The sequence below is a fragment of the Paracoccus xiamenensis genome, assembly GCF_011308835.1.
Taxonomy (GTDB): domain Bacteria; phylum Pseudomonadota; class Alphaproteobacteria; order Rhodobacterales; family Rhodobacteraceae; genus Paracoccus; species Paracoccus xiamenensis.
The window spans coordinates 220207-238956 of sequence record NZ_JAAOHY010000004.1 but is presented as its reverse complement, the minus strand read 5'-3'; the positions used below and the strand labels follow the sequence as shown (position 1 = coordinate 238956).

Sequence of the window (18750 nt, the reverse complement as noted above, 5' to 3'; positions counted from 1 at the left end):
CAAACCCTCATCTGCGGTTGAATTGCGGCGAGGCGAGCACCAGCCCGACCCCATCCGCGCGCGATTCGGCGCGCCCGGCTGCGACCGCCACATCAGCCGCGACATCGGGATGCAGCGCCCAAGCGGCAAATTCGCGGGGGTCTGGCAGGCGCTCGACCAGCTTCTTCGGCTGGCTCATCGCCCAGCCGATCCGCGCCGACAGCATCGGCGGGGTCAACCATGCCGCGGCCGGTTCCGGCCAGCCTTCGGGCTGCTGCGCGCCGCGCAGGCTTTGCCCCATCCGGCCCAGAGCATTGACATAAGAGCGCTGGAATTCGTGGTCGGTCCAGCCCATGACCTGCCCGCCATCGACCTCCATCGCCCGCAATGCCGCCGGCAGCAGGTCCTGCGGCTGGCGCACCTTCTGCCCAAAGCTTTCGCGCGCAAGCGGATGGCGCACCATCATGTCATATACTTCGGTCAAAGTGCCGTCGCTGGCCAGATAGCGGGCCTTCATATCCTCGATCAGCCGCATCGGCGGGTCGTCGGCACAGAAATGTCGGGCCAGCTTGGTGCAGATGAAATCCGCGGTTTCGGGCCGCGTGGCCAGATCATCCAGAAAGGCTGTGAATTCGGCCAGCCGGGCCGGATCGCCGCCGCCATAAGCGTGGCCCAGCACGTTTTCAGCGCCCGGTTCAGCCAGACGGGGATCAAAGACGAACTGCCAGTCGCGGTCGACGAAAAGCCCGGTCATCAGCTTGGCAAGCTGGCGCACATCACCCTGCCGATAGCCCGCGCCCGCACCCATGCTGTGCAGTTCCAGCAACTCGCGGGCGTGATTTTCGTTCAACCCGACGCGGATCTTGCGGCGCTTCTGCTTTTCGGCGCGGATCGAGTTCGGCCCGACCGAGGAGGTCTGATCGAGGTAAATCAGCATCGCCGGGTGCAGCGTCGCCGCGCGCAGCAGATCGGCGAAGCGGCCCGTCTGATGGCGGCGCAGTTCGTCCTGAAAGGAGGCCGCCAACACCCGCAAGGCGGCGGTCGACAGGCGCAGGCTGAAATGGCTGGCCCAAAACTGCACCAGCCGGTCGGCAAAGCCGGTCGGGTCGTCAACCGCACGCGCCAGCCGCGCGCGTGCCGCGCCATCAACGGCGGCGGTCAACGCGGCCTTGGCGCGGGTGTCATCCTCGACGCTGCCCTGCCCCTTGCGCAGGGCTGTCTGGGCTTGGGCCACGGCCTTGGCCAGCTGCCCAGCCGCGACCACATCCAAGCCCGGATAGCGCCGGACGGTGTCGCCATCCTGCAGCGACTGCATCAGCGCATCTGCCGAACCCGGGCCGTCATGTCGCGGCGACCTTCCGGTTCCGAACCGGATCAGGGCAAATTCGGCATAGCTCATGTCAGCGCCTTCCTTTGCAGATCAACGCCCGGACACTGGCGGCGGTTCAGGAAAGATCCGCCGCCAGCGCCAAGCCGTGGCGCTAGCCGGTCAGTTCGACGCCGGCATGGCATGCGCGCCGTGGTTCATGGGCGCGGCTTCTGCCGGCTTGCGGTCATTGTCTACGGGCAGAACCGCATCGACCGTGCCGCAGTCCCCGAAATCCAGCGCAAGCGCGACCTCTTGGCCGTTCTCCAGCGGAGCCTTCAGGCCCATCAGCATGACATGGTCGCCGCCGCGCACCAGCCCATGTTCCGCGCCGGCGGGAATGGTGATGCCGCCTTCGATCTTGGTCATCTTCATGACCCCGTCGCCCATGTCCTTATGGGTGTGCAGTTCGGCGACCTCAGCCACATCGGTGCTGACGCCCGAAAGGGTGCAGTCAGCCGCGCCGCCATTGCGAATCGTCATGAATGCGCCGCCCGCTTTGGGGTTGGCGCTGCGGGCATAGCCATCAGCAACGGTGACGGTGGCGTCCTGCGCGAAAGCGGCGGCGGGAAGGGCGATGGCGGCCAGTGCCGCGAGAGTCGTAAGTTTCATCTGTCTGTCCTTGGATGAGAGGAATGTAACCGGTCAAACAAGGTGCCGCGGTGGGTCACGGGCCTGCGCGACGGGCGCGTCGCGCCCCCGCGCCCGCCCGGGCTGCATCGCCGAAGCCGCCCGCACCACCGCCCCCTGCCGCGCGGGCATGGGGGCATCAATGCTGACCGCTGCCAGCAGATGGGGGGCCATGTCGGGGCAGAAATCGCTGTGCTTGACGGGGCGGCCCTGCTCATCGACCGACAGGGTGATCACGGTTGCGCCGGCGCAGATCACCAGCTCGGACACCGCGCGGGGCTGGCCGCGCGCCGAGGCCAGCCCCTGCGAGGTCAGGGCCAGCATCACGATCAGGAACAGGCGAAAGGCGGCGTACATATGGCGATCTGTAACGCGCGGCGCGCCGGCGTGAAAGCGACATGAGCGCGCATACCGCCCGATGACAGCCCTGTGATCGCAAAAGAAATCGCCCCGCCGAGGGCTCGGCGGGGCGATTGGCATTCAGGTCGCGAAAGGATCAGGCCAGGTTGGCGGCCGAATCACCGGCGCCGGCGATCTCTTTCTTGATCTTCAGCGCGCGGGCCGACAGTTCCGCATCCTTGGCTTTGGCCAGGAAGGCGTCCAGACCGCCACGGTGATCGACCGAGCGCAGAGCAGCTGCCGAGATCCGCAGCGAATAAGCGCGGCCAGTCTTTTCCGAGGTCAGCGTGACATCGTTCAGGTTCGGCAGGAAGCGGCGACGGGTTTTGTTGTTGGCATGGCTGACGTTGTTCCCGCTCATCGGGCCCTTGCCGGTCAGTTCGCAGACGCGCGACATGGTCTTATCCTCGTTTTACGTTCGCGGGACGGCGAAGTCCCAATGTGAAAGGGCGCCGCGGCACGAAAAAGTGCCAGCGCCCGGAATTTCGGTTCGCGGGTACCTACCGCCCCGGATCGGGAAGGTCAAGCCCTGTTGGCCTGAAACGATGTTTCGTCACGAAACGCCTGCACCAGCCCCGCCATGGCATCGCGCCATGGAAAGGGGCCGAAACTGACCCGCGCAACGCCCGCAGCCGCCAACTGGTCAATATCAGGTGCCGAAGGCGATTTCATCACATTGATCGGCAAGGACGATTCGCGGCAGATGGTGGCGATAAGATCGGGATCGGTCAGGCCGGGCACGAAGAAACCATTCGCGCCCGCTTCGGCATAGATCCGGCCACGCTCCAACGCCTCGGCCACCAGCGACCCGTGCCTTTCCGCCGGGTTCTGCAGGAAAAGATCGGTGCGGGCATTGATGAATAACGGGGAGTTCGCCCGAATCGCTGCGATCAATTCTGCCTGCGCATGCGCGGCACGGATACCGCCTTCGGGCGGGATGCCGTCCTCCAGATTAATGCCCACAACGCCAAGCGACGCCAGCCGCGCGGCATTTTCGGCCACGCCCTGCGGGGTGTCGGCATAGCCCGCCTCGAAATCGACGCTGAGCGGCAGTTGCGAAACAGCGCGGATCCGGCCCACGACCGTCAGCAGCAGATCAAAGGGCAGCGCCTGACCATCGGCATAGCCAAGCGCCCCCGCGACCGAGGCGCTGCCGGTCGCCAGCGCCGCCGCGCCCGCCTCGGCCACAGCGCGGGCGGAACCCGCATCCCAGATATTGAACAGGATCAGCGGGTTGCCGGGCTGGTGAAGGGAAGCAAAGCTCATGCCGCACCTGCATATTTGCGTTCAATCGCGATCAGTTTTTCCTTGCGCCACAACCCGCCGGCATACCCGGTCAGCATGCCGTCGGCCCCGATGACCCGGTGGCAGGGTATTACGATGGCGATGCCATTGGTCGCGTTGGCGCGTGCGACGGCGCGGGTCGCAGTGGGCTGGCCAATGGCATCGGCCACCTGGGCATAGCTGCGCGTCCGGCCTGCGGGGATCTGCACCAAAGCGTCCCAGACCCGGCGCTGGAACACCGTCCCGTGCGGTGCCAGCGGCAGTTCGAACCTTGCGCGGTCGCCTGCGAAATAGGCGCCCAGCTGTTCGGCGGTCTGCCCAGTCACATCGGATTGGCCCAGGCCAACCTTGCCGCCCGCATCCTTCGACACCCGCGCAAGCTGCGGCTTCAGCGCCTTGCGGTCGGTGAATTCCAGCAGATGCAGCGCCTTTTCATCAGCCACCGCAATCATCCCGCCAAGCGGCGTGTCGATCCAGTCGGCCACCAATCCATTCGCCCCCCGCATCGCCGCTGGCGGGTGGCCGAACAGCTTGGCAAAGGCCTGCCGAAAGCCGCTGGCCGAATCAAAACCTGCGTCCAGCTGCGCCTCGATCACGGCATCGCCGGTGGCAACGCGGCGCGCGCCTTCGCGCAGACGGGTTTCGCGCGCCATCTGCAGGAAAGTCACACCGAAATGCCGCCGAAAGGCGCGGCGGATGGTCGAGGGATCAAAGCCCATCTCTTCGACATCTGCCTCGGTCCAGCGGCGACCGGGATCGGCCTCGATCGCAGCGCGCAGGGCGGTGACGGCGGCGTCGCCCTCGGCCGTGGCACCGACCGGATAGCAACGTTTGCAGGGGCGAAAGCCAGCCGCCTGCGCGTCCTCGGGGCGGGCGAACCAGCGGCAGTTCTCCGGGCGCGGCTTGCGGGCCGGGCAGGTCAGGCGGCAGAAAATCCCGGTCGAGGTCACGCCGACATAGGCGCGGCCTTCAAATGCCGGATCACGCGCCGACAGCGCGTTATACAGGACGGTATCGTCGGGCAGGTCGAACATCGTCGGCTCCTTCATCATCTGCCCCTCATCCTAATGAACCGGCCCGAGTGCCGCGGCGCGAAAACGGGCGTTTATTTCCGGTCCCGCGCCTTCACATTCTGGATAGGCCTGCGGCAGTTGAAAGAAAAGCGCTGTGCCACGCCAGCCCGCCTGCCTATCTTGCCGCTCATGCGCATTCTGTCGACCCTTCTGCTGCTTCTGACCCTGCTGCCAGGCACCGGCCGGGCCGATACAGGCACACAACTGCTGATGATCCGGCAGGACAGCTGCATCTATTGCCGCCAGTGGGAAGCCGAGGTTGCCCCCAGCTACGGCACCAGCCCCCAGGGCCTCGCCGCGCCGCTGCTGCGCATCGACATCAACGGCCCCTACCCCGACGGATTGGCGCTGGATCGGCAGCCCTACGTCACCCCCACCTTCATCCTGATCCGCAACGGTCAGGAAATGGGCCGGATCGAAGGCTATCCCGGCAAGCAGAACTTCTGGCGGTTTCTGGATCGGATCATGGCCGCCGACGCACCGCAACCCGCGGGCTAGTATTTCATTCCGGCCCGCCTTCGGCTAACACCTGCGGCGTAACGTTCAGACAGGTCCGCCATGCACGATATCCGCGCCATCCGCGAAAACCCGGCCGCTTTCGACGCCGCACTTGCCCGCCGGGGCGATGCGCCGATCTCGGACCAGATCCTGTCGCTGGACGAAACCCGCCGCGCCCGCATCAAATCGGCCGAAGACGCGCAGGCCGAACAGAACCGCGCCAGCAAGCTGGTGGGCGCCGCCAAGGCCGAGGGTGACGAGGCAGAATTCGAACGCCTGCGCGCTTTGGTTGCCGAAACCAAGGCACAGGTCGCCGCCCAGCAGGCCGAGGCCGCCGAACTGGACCGCCAGCTGCGCGATCTGCTGATGACCATTCCGAACCTGCCGCTGGACAGCATCCCCGATGGCGCGGACGAAACCGACAATGTCGAGATCAAGCGCTGGGGCAGCCCGCGCGAATTCGACTTCACCCCGGTCGAGCATTTCGAGATCGCCGGCGTCAAGCCTGGCATGGATTTCGCCACCGCCGCGAAGCTGTCGGGCGCGCGCTTCGTGCTGCTGCAAGGTGCCGTTGCCCGCATCCACCGGGCGCTGGCGCAATACATGATCGACACCCATGTCGAACAGCACGGCCTGACCGAGACATGGGCCCCGGTTCTGGTCCTGTCCGAGATGATGGAGGGCACCGGCCAGCTGCCGAAATTCGGCGAGGACAGCTATCAGACCCGCGAGGGCTGGTGGCTGATCCCGACATCGGAGGTCTCGCTGACCAATACCGTCAATGGTGATGTCGTCGAGGCCAGCAGCCTGCCGCGCCGGATGGTTGCGCACAGCCAGTGCTTCCGCTCTGAGGCCGGCAGCGCCGGGCGCGATACCGCCGGCATGCTGCGTCAGCACCAGTTCGAAAAGGTCGAGATGGTGTCGATCACCGCGCCCGAGGACGGCCTGGCGGAACATGCCCGCATGACCGCCCAGGCCGAGGCTATTCTGGAAGGGTTGGGCCTGCCCTACCGGACCATGGTACTGTCGACCGGCGACACGGGTTTCGGCGCCCGCATCACCCATGATCTGGAGGTCTGGCTGCCCGGCCAGAACACCTATCGCGAGATCTCCAGCGTCAGCTATTGCGGCGATTTTCAGGCGCGGCGGATGAACGCGCGCTTCCGTCCGGAAGGCGGCGGCAAGCCGGAATTCGTCCATACGCTGAACGGTTCGGGGCTGGCAGTCGGGCGCACGCTGATCGCGGTGCTGGAAAACGGCCAGCAGGCCGACGGCTCGGTCCTGCTGCCGGCGGCTCTGCACCCTTATCTGGGCGGGCGCAGCGTGCTGCAGGCCGACGGCACGCTCGCCTAAGCGCCTGCGCCCCATGGAAATTCGGGCTGCGGCAACGGATCACTAAAATTAATTTTTGTTTGTCGTGAATATGGCGCAACTCTGCGCCCGCTGCCGCGTTCTGTGACATGCAACGCGCAGCGACCCTTTTGATGTGTCTCATGTCTCTGGTCTTCGTGGCCAGCGGGGTGAAATTCGCGCGCGCGCCCCAGCCCGAAGCGCTGCTGCCACCGCAATTCGCGGCACTTTACGGCAATCTTGATCCCGATGGTCTGGCCGAGATCTATCTGCGCCCGGAGCATCCGGCCATGTGGATCATGCTATGCGCGCTCTGGCTCATTCTGCTGGCTTTCGCCCTGATCGAGGCCTGGCCGCACAAGCTGCGCCCGGATCTGAAGCTGCCCGATCTGCTGCTGCTGATCGCCGCCCTCGTCTGCGGCACGCTTTGGCCGTGGATTTCGGTATGGGCTCCGCTGCTTGGCTTCCTGTTATGCGTGGCGATGCTGCTGGCGCTGATCGCGGCCGGCAGGCGCACCGATTCCGACGGCCGCCTGGCACGGGAACCAGTGCTGGGCGTCTTTGCCGGTTGGGCCACGGTGCTGACCTTTGCGGCCTTTGCGTCCTTCCTTTCCGATGCGATGCCGATCCCGGTTGAGCTGGCAACGCTGGCCGGCGCGATCCTGTCCTGCAGCGCCGCCATCGCCATTCAACTACGACTGCCAAGGAACCCGGCCTATACCGTAACGGTGATGTTTACGCTGCTGGCCACTGCCGCAACCATGATCGAAACGAACCCACCCATCGCGGTCATCGCCGTCCTGTCGATGGCGTCGCTGACCTTTCTGCTGGTGCGCGTAACGACGTGACCCGTCGCAAAACCCCGACGCCAAACCAGCGTCGGGGTTTGCGGCAGATGCTTCAGCTGCCTTTCGGCTTTTGCCGGTTCTTGTGCTTGGACAGCGCGCCCGACTGGCTGATCTTGGTCGCCTTGTGACGATAAGGGTTCACCGTCCCCTGATCGCGGAAGAAGATGCGGATCGGCGTGCCCGGCATGTCGAAATCCTGCCGCAGCCCGTTGATCAGATAGCGGTGATAGCTGTCCGGGATCTTGTCGGTATGGGTCGCCTTCACGACAAAGGCTGGCGGCCGGGTCTTCACCTGCGTCATGTAACGCAACCGGATCCGGCGGCCGCCGGGTGCGGGCGGGGGATGGGCCTCTGTCATGGCCTCCAGCCAGCGGTTCAGTTTCGAGGTCGAGACCCGCGCATTCCAAACCTTGTAAGCCTGCATGATCGCATTATGCAGCCGATCCAGCCCCTTGCCGGTCTTGGCCGAAACGGTGACCAGCGGCGCGCCCTTCAGCTGCGGCAGCAGGCGTTCAAACGATTCGCGCAGTTCCTTCAGCTTCTCGGGCTTGTCTTCTTCAAGGTCCCACTTGTTCGCAGCGACTACCACGGCGCGGCCCTCGGTTTCGGCCAGATCGGCGATGCGCAGATCCTGCTGTTCAAACGGGATCGCCACGTCCAGCAGCACCACGACCACCTCGGCAAAGCGCACGGCGCGCAGCCCATCGGCGACCGAGAGCTTTTCCAGCTTGTCCGTCACCCGGCCGCGCTTGCGCATCCCTGCGGTGTCGAAGATGCGCATGGGCGTGCCCATGAATTCGGTCCTGACCGAGATCGCATCGCGGGTGATCCCGGCCTCGGGGCCAGTCAGCAGCCGGTCCTCGCCCATGATCTTGTTGATCAGCGTCGATTTCCCGGCATTCGGCCGCCCGATCACCGCCAGTTGCAGCGGCTTCGCCTCGTTCGGCATCCAATCGGGTTCGGCTTCGTCGTCGAACTCCGCGTCCTCGGGAAGGTCGACATCGACGGCGGGCTCATACACCGCGTTCTGGGCCGACAGTTCTGCCGCCAGCGGCTGCAACGCGGCGTAAAGATCCTCCATCCCTTCGCCATGCTCGGCCGAGATGCGCAGCGGCTCGCCCAGACCCAAGCCGTAGGCTTCCATCGCGCCAGCTTCGCCCGCGCGGCCCTCGGCCTTGTTGGCGGCAAGGATCACATGCTTGGCCCGCTTGCGCAGGATATCGGCGAAATATTCGTCTGCCGCCGTCACGCCGGCGCGGGCGTCGATGACGAACAGGGCCACGTCGGCCTCGTCCACGGCGCGCTCGGTCAGGCGACGCATGCGGCCTTGCAGGCTGTCATCCTCGGCCAGCTCCAGACCGGCCGAATCGACGACGATAAAACGCAGGTCGCCAAGGCGCCCCTGCCCTTCGCGCAGGTCGCGGGTAACGCCGGGCTGGTCATCCACCAGCGCCAGCTTTTTGCCGACAAGCCTGTTGAACAGGGTCGACTTGCCGACATTGGGCCGGCCTACAATGGCAAGGGTAAAGCTCATCTGAATGCGTGCAGGTTGCCGTCACGCCCGGTGACGTAAAGGGTGCCGCCCGCAACGACGGGCGCGGTCGCCGCGCCGCCGGGGATTTCGGCCTGACCGACCAGGTTGCCCGAGGCAGGGTCGAAGCTGCGCAGAACCCCGTCCGAGGAGGCCACGAACAGCCGCCCCCCGGCCAGCACCGGCCCGAACTGGGCGTGGATGCGGTCCTGCTTCTTCACTTTCTGGTCGACGAAATAGGGCAGGTCACGGGCCCAGACCAGACCGCCGGTGGCCAGATCCAGCCGGATCAACTGGTTCTGGTCGTTCACCGCAAAGACCGCGTTGCCCACCGGCAGCACCGGCGAGACTGCGCCTTCGCGCGCCGACCAGATCTGCAAGCCGGTGCTGCGGTCCAGTGCCGCGATCCGACCCGATGACGTGCCGGCGATGACCATGTTCCCGGCAATGACCGGCTCGCCCGTCACGTCGCGGATATAGGCCACGGCGCGCCCGACGCGGGTGCCGGCGATCTGGCTTGACCAGTTTTCGATCCCGGTCTGGGTATCGACGGCCAGCATCTGCCCAGAGGAGAATGGGAAGACGACCAGATTGCCTTCGGTCGCGGGGGCGGCGACGCCCATCACGCCGGTCGGCTGCTTGATCCCAGAGGCCTGCCACATCAGCTTGCCGTCAGCCGCGCGCACGGCATAGCCGTTGGCGCCGCGATCGGTGACATAGACCATGCCATTGCTGACCGTGGGCGCGCCGCCGATCGGCGCACCGACACGCTGGCGCCACAGGACCGCGCCGCGTTGGACATCCAGCGCAACCAGTTCGCCGTATCCGGTGGTCACGAAAACACGCCCGCCCTCATAGGCGATGCCGCCGCCCGAGGCATTGGCGTTGCGTTCACCCGGCGGGACCAGATCGACCGACCAGGCACGGCCACCCGCCAGCGAGGTCGCCGTCACCGTCGCCCGGCTGTCCAGCGTGAAGATGCGGCCGCCCGCGACGATCGGGTCGGCACTGATCCGGTTGCGGCGGTCGGAAGCCTGACCGATCGGGACCGAGAAGATGCGTTGCGTGCCGGCCCCAAGGGCGACATGGCCGCTGTTATGCGCCGAATTTCCGGCGCGGTGGGTCCATTCCGAATTGGCGCGCGCACCGGGCAGCGACAGCTGGGCGCCTCCGGCCACGGGCTGTTCCACCGCGGGGCCATCGGGCGAGGTCACCGCGCGCGGGTCAAAGCGCGGACCGGGCAGAATCACTTCGCGCTCGGCGCAGCCCGCCAGGGCAAGCGCCGCCAGCAGGGCGAACCGTACGGGCGTCAGGACAGATTTCGACGTCATGGCTGGCCTCATGTCATTCGGCGGGTGCAAGTGCGGGCGCGGCGGCGGCGCTGGCAGCGGCGGGGGTGGCGGCCGCAGGCGCGCCGGGCTGGGCGCCCAGCGTAATCATCATCTCGGTCAGTCGCGCATTCAGCGCCTGGCTGACGCCATCTTCGGCCATGATCTCGCGGACAAGGTTCAACGCGTCCTGGTCACGGTCCGCCGCCACCAACGCCACGGCCTTCTGTTCCAGCGCCAACAGACGGAAGGGCGCGCCGGGCTTTGACAATTCGGTAAGTGCTGCATCGCGGGCGGCGGGATCCATCGTCTCGCCCATGGCCAGCACGGCCTTCAGCCGGGCGAGGTCGCGCAATGCCGGGTCCTGCGCCTCGGCTGCGGCACTTTCCAGATGGCTGCCTGCCGTGGCGCTGTCATCTGCATCCAGCGCCGCGCCCGCCGCCAGCAGGTCGCCAAGCGCGCTGCGGTCGGCATTGCCCACCGGCTCTAACGCGGCCAGGGCTGCCACCGGATCGTCGCTGTCCTGCGCTGCCAGAACCGCATCGCCCCAGGACTGCGCCTCGGCCCGGTCGCGGGAACTGGCATATTCGCGCCAGGCTGCACCGCCCACGATCGCCACGATGACCACCAGCCCAATCCAGCCATAACGCCGCATCAACAGGTAAAGCCGGTCGCGGCGGACCTCTTCGGTCACTTCGTCGATGAAACTGTCGGTATCGTGGCTCATGTGGTTCCGCCTTGTTCTCGCTGCCTCTTATAGCCCAGACACGGCAGGGAACAAGCCGCAGCCCGGATCACGTCCCCGCCAACAGGCACCACCCCCTTGACGCAGCCGCCCACAGCCGCTTTTCAATGGCGCTCAGCCGCAAAGGAACCCGCCCGATGTCCAGCCAGCCCGGCATGACCGCCGACCAGATCGCAGACCTGTTCACACGCGACGGCCAATATCTCGCCGCCCGCTGGGGCCGCCCGGTCGCGCCTGTCATCTTCGGACTGGCCGACGAAAGCCTGGACATCTTTCGCGGCGCGCTGAAGGCGGCCTATGCCCATGCCGGCCACCCGATCACCGATACCGACCCGGAAATGGGCGCGAACCTGATGATGTTCTTCTGCCGTGACTGGGATGAACTGGCCGAGATCCCGGACCTTGACCGGCTGACCGGACAGCCCGATCTGGTCGCCCGGCTGAAGCAGCAGCATGCCGACCATTACCAGATCTTTCGCTTTGACGCCGACGGCAGCATCCGCGCCTGCCTGTCCTTCATCCGCATAAGCGGCGCGCTTGCCGATGCCCATCCCGCCCAACTGGCCGAGACGCTGGCCATGCGTTCCATGCTGACCTTCGCACATGAGATCACCGCGACGGCACCCTTGGCGCAGGTGATCCGCGCCGCTTACGACCCGGTCATGCCCGCCGTCGCCCGTGACCCCAGCCACGCCTTGCGCCTTGCCGCCCGCACCACTTCCGGGTGAGGGCCGGCGCGTTCCGGTCGGTCGTCATCAACAGCCCGCGCAGGGCGCTCAATCCGGCTCCAGCCGCTCGCGAAGCGCCCGCAAAACCGGCAGCGCGGCGCGGACCCGCTCGGCCCCGATATCGCGGACGACATCGCTCATCGCCGGCAGGATCGCCGCCAACGCCGCATCCCGCGCGGCGCGCCCGGCCGGGCTGATCGACACGAATTTGCGCCGCGCGTCGTCCCAGTCCGGGCGAATATGGATATGCCCCGCCCATTCCAGCCGGGCCAGCGTATTGCTCATTGCGCCACGCGTGACGTGAAACGCCTCGGCAAGCTGGGCGGGCGTCCGCTCCTCCGAGACATGGGCGAGCAGGTTCAGCACCGAGAAATGCGATATCTGCATGCCGCCGGGCAATGTCCGGCCGATCATCGCACGAGCAAGCTGTTCGACCACCAGCACCTCGGCAAAAAGGCTGGCCGCGACGGATGCGCGGGTGGGGTCGTCCGGAGGTGGAAGCAGTTCGGTCACGGGCCCTCGAAAGGCTGATCGGCATGGATTGCGGGAATACGAGAACGTGCCTTGTCCACCGCATCCAAGTCAAGCGAAACGATCAGCACGCCTGGGTCTTCCCCTGCGTCACCAAGGACTTCGCCCCATGGCGACACCGCAAGGCTGTGCCCAAAGCTGCGTCGGGGCCGAGGGGCGCTGGCATGTTCCGCCGGGTGCAGCCCGCATTGCGCAGGTGCCAGAACGAAGCAGCCGGTCTCGATCGCGCGGGCGCGCAACAGCACATGCCAATGCGCCGCCCCGGTGGTGTCATTGAAGGCCGCCGGCACCGTCACAACCTTCGCACCGGCCTGCGCCAGAACGCGATACAGCTGCGGGAAGCGAAGATCGTAACAGACGCTCATCCCAATCGGTGCGGGGCCCTGCGCCAGCACGGCGTGCGCACCCGGCCGATAGGCCCGCGATTCCGCATAGGATTCACGCGCCGAAATGGTGACGTCGAACATGTGGATCTTGTCATAGCGCGCGACGATCGCCCCGTCGGGCGCGACCAGAAGGCTGCGATTGACCAGCCGCGATTCGGCCGGGTCGTCGGATTTCAGCGCCAGCGACCCGATCAGCAGCCAGATGCCCAAGTCAGCAGCCTGCGCGCGCAGCGCCTTCAGGGTCGGATCTTCGGCCTCGATGCGGATGGCCTGATCGCGCCAGTCGCGATCGGCAGAGATCAGATTGGTGCATTCCGGCGTCGCGATCAGCCTGGCCCCCTGCCCCGCCGCATCCGCGATCAAGGCCTGCGTCTGGGCCAGATTGTCCGCCGGGTCATCGCCGACGGACAATTGCACCAATCCAGCGATCAGCGCGCCGGACATGGATCAGGCCGCCAGCAGCGGATCAAGCTTTCCGTCACGATCCAGCGCGTGCAGGTCGTCCGAGCCGCCGACATGGTGGCCATCAATGAAAATCTGCGGCACCGAGCGGCGGCCACCGGCGCGCTGGGTCATCGCGTCACGCACGGCCGGGTCGCGGCTGACGTCGATCTCGGCATAGGCCACGCCCTTGCGGGTCAGCAGGGCCTTGGCAGCCTGGCAATAGGGGCAGGTCGGCGTGGTGTAGATCTCGACTTGGGCCATGAAGCATCCTCGGTTCGGTTTGGCAGAATTTTCGATGCACAAGCTAAGTGCGCGAGGGCGAAATTTCCAGACAACTGCCTGAAAGAACAGCCCCAAGGGTCCGCGCCCGCCCCTTGTCCTACTCCTTCACCGCACGCGCCAGCACCGCAATACTGACCGTCGCCGCGCCAGCACCAAGCAAGGCCTCCGCCGCGGCGGACATTGTGGCACCCGAGGCCATGACGTCGTCGATCAGCAACACCGAACGCCCCCGCAGCTCCGCCCGATAACGTGGCGAGACCGCCAGCGCATCCCGAAGATTGGCGTAACGCTCCTCGATGCCGCGATGATCCTGCGCGGGGGTCGGCCGGGTTCGATACAGAAGCGAGGGACAATGCGTCAGCCCATGGACGCGGGCAACTTGCGCCGAAAGCAGTGCCACCTGATTGAACTTGCGCTGCATCAGCCGTCCGGAATGCAGCGGGATTGGCACGACCAGCATCCCCTCGCGCAGGATGGGCGCAACGGCCAATGCCAGCCAGCCACCCAGCGGCCCCGCGAGGTCCGGCCGGTCGCCGTGCTTCAACGCCAGGACCAGGTTACGGCCAATCCCGCGATAAACCAGCGCCGCCCGGCCATGGCGCCAGGGCCGGGCTGTGGCCAGACAGTCGTCACAAATCAGCGAGCCATCATCGCCCCCGGCGTCCTCGGCGAGATCACCGGGCAGCGGCACCCCGCAGCGCCTGCAGGCACAGCCCGACACGAATTCGCAATCACGCCAACACTTTGGGCACAGCGCCCCATCCTGTTCAACAGCCCCTTCGCAGGCCAGGCATCGCGGCGGATAGATCAATCGCAATGCGGCTTTCATCGCCCGCGGAAGGGTTTTATGACTAACGCCCATGAATCCCGTATCCAATTCCCCCAACAATCCCACGGCCGCCCGCCGCCTGATCGACGACGGGGCGCTTCGGCTGCATCGCGACCGTGCAGGCAGGCTGGGACCGGCCGACCCGCTGCATCGAATCGCGCTCGATGAGGTGCAGGATAGGCTGGCAGAGATTAACAGGCCCTTTACGCGCATCGGAATTGTCACCGCCTGGCCCGCATTCTGGCAGGCAGCCTTCCCCAATGCCCATGTCACCACCGACAGCGACCAACTGGCGCTGCCCGAGGGGTTGGATCTGGTCATCCATGCCATGGCGCTGCATTGGGCCGAGGACCCGGTGGGCCAGATCGTGCAATCGGCCCGCGCGCTGAAACCGGACGGCCTGTTCATCGCCGCGTGTCTTGGCGGCGACACACTGACCGAGCTGCGCGACGTCCTGACCCGTGCCGAAATCGAAACCACAGGCGGCCTCTCGCCGCGTTTCCTGCCGATGGGCGAGATCCGCGATCTGGGCGGACTGCTGTCGCGGGCGGGCCTGGCCTTGCCAGTTGCCGATCACCTGCCGCTGCGGCTGTCCTATCGCGACCTGTTCCACCTGGCCTCCGACCTGCGCGCGATGGGTGAAACCAACGCCCTGACCGACCGGCTGCGCCACCCAACGCGGCGCGAAATCTTCGCCCGCGCCGCTGCCGATTACGCCGCGCGACACCATGACGCAGCCGATCCGGCCCGCATCATTGCCACATTCGACATGATCTTCCTGACCGGCTGGGCCCCCGATTCCAGCCAGCAGAAACCCCTTCGCCCCGGTTCGGCGCAGTTTTCGCTGACCGACGCCCTGACCCCGAGGAAGCCATGACGCCCCCCGACCACCCCGCCATCCAGACGCCCAAGACCGGCATCCTGATCGCCAATCTCGGCACGCCCGACGGCTATGACTATTGGTCGATGCGCCGCTATCTGAACGAGTTCCTGTCGGACAAGCGCGTCATCGACATCCCCTCATGGAAGTGGCAGCCGCTGCTGCAGGGGATCATCCTGACCAAGCGGCCATTCAGTTCCGGCGCGAATTACAAGCTGATCTGGAATAACGATCTGGACGAAAGCCCGCTGATGACCATCACCCGCGAGCAGACGCAGGCCCTGCGTGCGCGGGCGACCGAGGAATGGGGCGATCAGGTGATGGTCGAGTTCTGTATGCGCTACGGCAACCCTTCGACCGAGGAAGTGCTGGACCGCATGGTCAAGGCCGGCTGCCGGCGCATCGTCTTCCTGCCGCTTTATCCGCAATATGCGGGCGCGACCTCTGCCACGGCGAATGACCAGCTGTTCCGGGCGCTGATGGAGCAGAAATGGCAACCCGCCGTGCGCACCATCGACCCCTATTTCGACCGCCCCGATTATATCGCGGCACTTGCGGGCAGTGTTACGCGGGCGCTGGAAGGCAGGCAGCCGACGAAGCTGGTCGCCAGCTATCACGGCATGCCCAAGCGCTATCTGAGCGAAGGCGACCCCTATCATTGCCAGTGCCAGAAGACGACGCGGCTGCTGCGCGAGGCGCTTGGCTGGCCCGAGGATCGCATTGACACCAGCTTCCAGTCGGTTTTCGGGCGCGAGGAGTGGCTGCGACCCTATACCGTCGAACACGTCGCCGAACTGGCGCAGCAGGGTCATACCGACATCGCGGTGATCTCGCCCGCCTTCGCCTCGGACTGCATCGAGACGCTGGAGGAAATCAACGGCGAGATCCGTGAGGCCTTCATCCATGCCGGCGGCAAGACCTTCACCTATATCCCCTGCCTGAATGCCGAGCCCGCGCATATCGAGGTGATGATGGGCGTCATCCGCGACAATATCGGCGGCTGGGTCTGACCCTCTCGCCCAATCGGTGCTAGACTGTCGGGCAGGAGGATCCATGCCCGACACCCCGCTTTCCCAAAAATCATGCGCCCCCTGCGAGGGCGGCACCCCCGCACTGCCCGACGACGCGGCCCGGAAGATGATGGCGCAGCTGGACGGCTGGACGCTGTCGAACGACGCCCGCAGCATCAGCAAGCGGTTTGAGTTCAAAGGCTTTGCCAAGCCGGTCGAGTTGGCGAACCTCGCCGCATGGCTGGGTAACAAGCAGGGCCACCACCCGGATATCCGTTTCGGCTGGGGCTATTGCGAGGTCAGCTTCACCACCCACGCCGCCGGCGGCCTGACGGAAAACGACTTTATCTGCGCCGCAAGGCTGGATGCCCTGCTGGCGTGACTGTCGGGAACAAAGGCCCTGTGCCCGCATTTCCCCCCGCCGCGAACCTGCAACTGAAGAGCGCCTATGATCCGGCCGCCCCCTCGGACGGGACGCGCATCCTGGTCGATCGGCTGTGGCCGCGCGGGGTCAGCAAGCAGCGCGCCGATCTGAGTGAATGGATGAAGGACATCGCGCCTTCGACTGCGCTGCGCGAATGGTTCGGCCATGATCCGGACCGCTGGGCAGAGTTCCGCTCTCGCTATCGCGCCGAGCTGGCGGACCACCCGGTCGAACTGGACCATATCCGCGACCTGGCAGGCAGGGGCATGGTCACCTTGGTCTACGGCGCTCGCGACAAAATCCGTAACAACGCCGTCGTCCTGCGCGACGCGCTTCTGGGGAAAGAGAATGGCTAGGCCCGCAAGGTTGCCCGGACAAGTTGTGGTGACGACACGCGCTCTCTCGCAGGCCAAATCATCACCAGCCCGCCGGCGGCTTCATCACCAAGGGGCACCCACCACGCCGCCGCACCGGGTTCTCGCGACAAGATCACCCTACCCGCACCCAAGACATGCAAAAGGCGCGGCCTTGGCCGCGCCTGCGGGCACCTTTGCCCCTTTTTCGCCCTTGCGCGACCTAGATCAGCAGGACCTGTGTGCCGATCTTGGTCAGGTCGTACATTTCCTTGATATGTTCGTTATACAGGCCAATGCAGCCGTTCGAGGATTTGCGGCCGATCTTGCGGGTGTCGTGGGTGCCGTGCAGGCGGTAATATTGCCAGCTGAACCACAGCGCATGCGTCCCCAGCGGATTGTCCGGCCCCGGCGGCACAAAATCGGGCCATTCCGGGTTACGCTTTTTCATTTCCGGCGTCGGCGCCCAGCTGGGGCCTTCCACCTTCTTGATGATCTCGGTCCGGCCGCGACGGGTCAGTTCGGGCGAAACCGGGATCGAGGAGGGGTACAGCCGATAGATTGTCTGATCCTCGGACCAGTAATGCACGCAGCGCGAGGTCAGGTCGCACAAGATCGCCCCATTCGTCAGGCTGCTGAAATAGGGCTGCCAGTCCTGCGCGCGAAAGCTGGAAATGTTGCGGCGCTGATCGGCATCCGAATCGAATTGCACCTGTCCCGCATCGGGCGTCTGCTGCGCCATTGCCGGTACAGTCAGCCCGGCCGCGCCAAGCGCTGTTGCGGTGGTCAAAAAGTTGCGGCGGCTAAAGCCGCTTGTCGTATCACTCATCTCTGTCTCCTGCTCCGGCCATCTGCCGCGGCCTTGCGGTCATATATTCCGCGATACGCCCGCAAGGCAGGGCTCGACAAATCAAACTGTTGTCACTGTGCCAGTTCGGTTCGGAAATGTGGTGAAAATCACGCAATATTGGCTTTGCGACATGCCAATGCCGCGCTAAACGGGCAAAAAACCACTAACAAGATCACGATCAAGGATCACGAGGGGCAGCATGAAGCAGTTCATCATTCTGACGCTGGCGGCGCTTGCGCTGACCGCCTGCGCGCCGCGCAACCCGGGCGCAGAGCTTGGGCCGGACGGGCAGCCGATTCCGGTGGCCTACACCATCAACGCGGCCGAGGCAGCAGCTATTCCCGACCGCGTTCTGGGCCAGATCAACACGCTGCGCGCCGGGTCGGGCGCGGTTCCCTTGCGCCTCGACCCCGGACTTGCCGCCGCCGCGGCAGCGCATTCGCGCGACATGGCAGCGCAGAACCGCGCCTGGCACTTCGGTTCTGACGGGTCGTCGCCGCTGGATCGGGCGCGTCGTGCCGGTTATGCTGGGCAGCTGGTCGGCGAAAACATCAGCGAAAGCTATGAAAATGACGTCGCCACGCTGCAAGCCTGGATGCAGGCCCGCGACACCCGCGATGTCATCATGGACCCCAGCGCGACCGCATTGGGCGTCGCCTGGTATCAGGAGCCGTCGCGCAAGATCTGGTGGACGCTGGTCACCGGCAAATAGAACCGCAAACAAAGCGGCATTCGAGGCTGGATCGCCGCGAATGCCGCCCCGTCCATGGCAGCCCCTCTGCGGCTTAATGCCGGACGGGGCCGCGCTTGGCCCTGCGACCCGTCCAATTGCGCCGCGTATTTAACCGGTCGCCCAGAATACCGGTGATCTCTCAAGGATGGCCGCCTGCTGCTGCCTTTAATCGCGCAAAGCAGTTTTTTTCAGAACGCCTCCGCGACGGTCGCGCCGCCTGTTTCCCAGCACCGCGCCCGCATTTCTCAACCGACCGGATGGCAGTTCCA

At 65.8% G+C, this 18750-nt stretch carries 23 protein-coding genes; 9 read left to right on the top strand and 14 right to left on the bottom strand.

Annotation, left to right across the window (positions count from 1 at the left end):
- Positions 1 to 7: 7 nt before the first annotated feature.
- The 6 genes from G7044_RS11260 to G7044_RS11235 form a co-directional block, all read right to left on the bottom strand.
- Positions 8 to 1378, bottom strand: a complete 1371-nt coding sequence (locus G7044_RS11260) for a DUF1800 domain-containing protein (protein WP_166328932.1) — start codon at positions 1376 to 1378, stop codon at positions 8 to 10.
- 90 nt (positions 1379 to 1468) lie between these two features.
- Positions 1469 to 1957: a copper chaperone PCu(A)C gene (locus G7044_RS11255; RefSeq protein ID WP_166328930.1), complete on the bottom strand. Its 489-nt coding sequence runs from the start codon at positions 1955 to 1957 to the stop codon at positions 1469 to 1471.
- Between the two features lie 33 nt (positions 1958 to 1990).
- Entirely contained in the window at positions 1991 to 2332 is a 342-nt protein-coding gene (locus G7044_RS11250; RefSeq protein WP_166328928.1) for a hypothetical protein, read from the bottom strand.
- Between the two features lie 139 nt (positions 2333 to 2471).
- A complete protein-coding gene (rpmB, locus tag G7044_RS11245) occupies positions 2472 to 2771 on the bottom strand; it encodes a 50S ribosomal protein L28 (RefSeq protein WP_166328926.1) in 300 nt (99 codons plus the stop codon).
- A gap of 125 nt (positions 2772 to 2896) precedes the next feature.
- A complete protein-coding gene (locus G7044_RS11240) occupies positions 2897 to 3640 on the bottom strand; it encodes an isocitrate lyase/PEP mutase family protein (RefSeq protein ID WP_166328924.1) in 744 nt (247 codons plus the stop codon).
- Positions 3637 to 4710, bottom strand: a complete 1074-nt coding sequence (locus tag G7044_RS11235) for a bifunctional transcriptional activator/DNA repair enzyme AdaA (RefSeq protein ID WP_235931259.1) — start codon at positions 4708 to 4710, stop codon at positions 3637 to 3639. The genes G7044_RS11240 and G7044_RS11235 overlap by 4 nt, the downstream gene beginning before the upstream one ends.
- Before the next feature lie 150 nt (positions 4711 to 4860).
- Between G7044_RS11235 and G7044_RS11230 the strand changes: the two genes are divergently transcribed.
- From G7044_RS11230 to G7044_RS11220, 3 genes are all read left to right on the top strand, one after another.
- Positions 4861 to 5229: a thioredoxin domain-containing protein gene (locus G7044_RS11230; RefSeq protein ID WP_166328922.1), complete on the top strand. Its 369-nt coding sequence runs from the start codon at positions 4861 to 4863 to the stop codon at positions 5227 to 5229.
- Positions 5230 to 5289: 60 nt separating this feature from the next.
- Complete coding sequence (gene serS / locus G7044_RS11225) at positions 5290 to 6582, top strand: serine--tRNA ligase (protein ID WP_166328920.1); 1293 nt, start codon at positions 5290 to 5292, stop codon at positions 6580 to 6582.
- A gap of 140 nt (positions 6583 to 6722) precedes the next feature.
- Positions 6723 to 7427 carry a hypothetical protein gene (locus G7044_RS11220; RefSeq protein WP_166328918.1) on the top strand — a complete coding sequence of 235 codons (705 nt, stop codon included), beginning with the start codon at positions 6723 to 6725 and terminating at the stop codon, positions 7425 to 7427.
- A 52-nt stretch (positions 7428 to 7479) separates the two neighbouring features.
- Here G7044_RS11220 and der read toward each other — a convergent pair whose 3' ends face one another.
- Genes der through G7044_RS11205 form a run of 3 tightly spaced genes read right to left on the bottom strand, consistent with a single transcriptional unit; the run spans position 7480 to position 11013 of the window.
- On the bottom strand, positions 7480 to 8961 hold the full coding sequence (gene der / locus G7044_RS11215) for a ribosome biogenesis GTPase Der (RefSeq protein ID WP_166328916.1): 1482 nt from the start codon (positions 8959 to 8961) through the stop codon (positions 7480 to 7482).
- Positions 8958 to 10289 (bottom strand): outer membrane protein assembly factor BamB family protein, encoded by a 1332-nt coding sequence (locus G7044_RS11210; protein WP_166328914.1) that lies wholly within the window; start codon positions 10287 to 10289, stop codon positions 8958 to 8960. Before G7044_RS11210 ends, der begins: the two co-directional genes overlap by 4 nt.
- Before the next feature lie 13 nt (positions 10290 to 10302).
- On the bottom strand, positions 10303 to 11013 hold the full coding sequence (locus G7044_RS11205; protein WP_166328912.1) for a tetratricopeptide repeat protein: 711 nt from the start codon (positions 11011 to 11013) through the stop codon (positions 10303 to 10305).
- Between the two features lie 155 nt (positions 11014 to 11168).
- Between G7044_RS11205 and G7044_RS11200 the strand changes: the two genes are divergently transcribed.
- Positions 11169 to 11759, top strand: coding sequence for a hypothetical protein (locus tag G7044_RS11200; RefSeq protein WP_235931258.1), 591 nt, complete (start codon positions 11169 to 11171; stop codon positions 11757 to 11759).
- Positions 11760 to 11807: 48 nt separating this feature from the next.
- Here the strand turns inward: G7044_RS11200 and G7044_RS11195 are convergent, their stop codons facing one another.
- The 4 genes from G7044_RS11195 to G7044_RS11180 all read right to left on the bottom strand — a co-directional run bounded on the left by G7044_RS11195 (position 11808) and on the right by G7044_RS11180 (position 14231).
- Positions 11808 to 12272 carry a MarR family winged helix-turn-helix transcriptional regulator gene (locus G7044_RS11195; protein ID WP_328803847.1) on the bottom strand — a complete coding sequence of 155 codons (465 nt, stop codon included), beginning with the start codon at positions 12270 to 12272 and terminating at the stop codon, positions 11808 to 11810.
- Positions 12269 to 13120 (bottom strand): carbon-nitrogen hydrolase family protein, encoded by an 852-nt coding sequence (locus G7044_RS11190; protein WP_235931257.1) that lies wholly within the window; start codon positions 13118 to 13120, stop codon positions 12269 to 12271. The genes G7044_RS11195 and G7044_RS11190 overlap by 4 nt, the downstream gene beginning before the upstream one ends.
- Before the next feature lie 3 nt (positions 13121 to 13123).
- Positions 13124 to 13381, bottom strand: a complete 258-nt coding sequence (gene grxC / locus G7044_RS11185) for a glutaredoxin 3 (protein ID WP_166328910.1) — start codon at positions 13379 to 13381, stop codon at positions 13124 to 13126.
- 118 nt (positions 13382 to 13499) lie between these two features.
- Positions 13500 to 14231 carry a double zinc ribbon domain-containing protein gene (locus G7044_RS11180; protein ID WP_166328908.1) on the bottom strand — a complete coding sequence of 244 codons (732 nt, stop codon included), beginning with the start codon at positions 14229 to 14231 and terminating at the stop codon, positions 13500 to 13502.
- A gap of 31 nt (positions 14232 to 14262) precedes the next feature.
- On the opposite strand from G7044_RS11180, the gene G7044_RS11175 reads away from it, so the two are divergent.
- From G7044_RS11175 to G7044_RS11160, 4 genes are read left to right on the top strand one after another with little or no spacing between them, the layout of a single operon-like run.
- Positions 14263 to 15108 (top strand): methyltransferase domain-containing protein, encoded by an 846-nt coding sequence (locus G7044_RS11175; RefSeq protein ID WP_166328906.1) that lies wholly within the window; start codon positions 14263 to 14265, stop codon positions 15106 to 15108.
- Positions 15105 to 16121: a ferrochelatase gene (gene hemH, locus G7044_RS11170; protein WP_166328904.1), complete on the top strand. Its 1017-nt coding sequence runs from the start codon at positions 15105 to 15107 to the stop codon at positions 16119 to 16121. The genes G7044_RS11175 and hemH overlap by 4 nt, the downstream gene beginning before the upstream one ends.
- 43 nt (positions 16122 to 16164) lie before the next feature.
- Complete coding sequence (locus tag G7044_RS11165; protein ID WP_166328902.1) at positions 16165 to 16503, top strand: 4a-hydroxytetrahydrobiopterin dehydratase; 339 nt, start codon at positions 16165 to 16167, stop codon at positions 16501 to 16503.
- A gap of 20 nt (positions 16504 to 16523) precedes the next feature.
- Positions 16524 to 16901: a DUF488 domain-containing protein gene (locus G7044_RS11160; protein ID WP_328803845.1), complete on the top strand. Its 378-nt coding sequence runs from the start codon at positions 16524 to 16526 to the stop codon at positions 16899 to 16901.
- Positions 16902 to 17121: 220 nt separating this feature from the next.
- Here the strand turns inward: G7044_RS11160 and G7044_RS11155 are convergent, their stop codons facing one another.
- Positions 17122 to 17727 carry a L,D-transpeptidase gene (locus G7044_RS11155; RefSeq protein WP_166328900.1) on the bottom strand — a complete coding sequence of 202 codons (606 nt, stop codon included), beginning with the start codon at positions 17725 to 17727 and terminating at the stop codon, positions 17122 to 17124.
- Between the two features lie 220 nt (positions 17728 to 17947).
- On the opposite strand from G7044_RS11155, the gene dalA reads away from it, so the two are divergent.
- Positions 17948 to 18460, top strand: a complete 513-nt coding sequence (gene dalA / locus G7044_RS11150) for a divisome-associated lipoprotein DalA (RefSeq protein WP_166328898.1) — start codon at positions 17948 to 17950, stop codon at positions 18458 to 18460.
- The last annotated feature ends 290 nt before the right edge of the window (positions 18461 to 18750 follow it).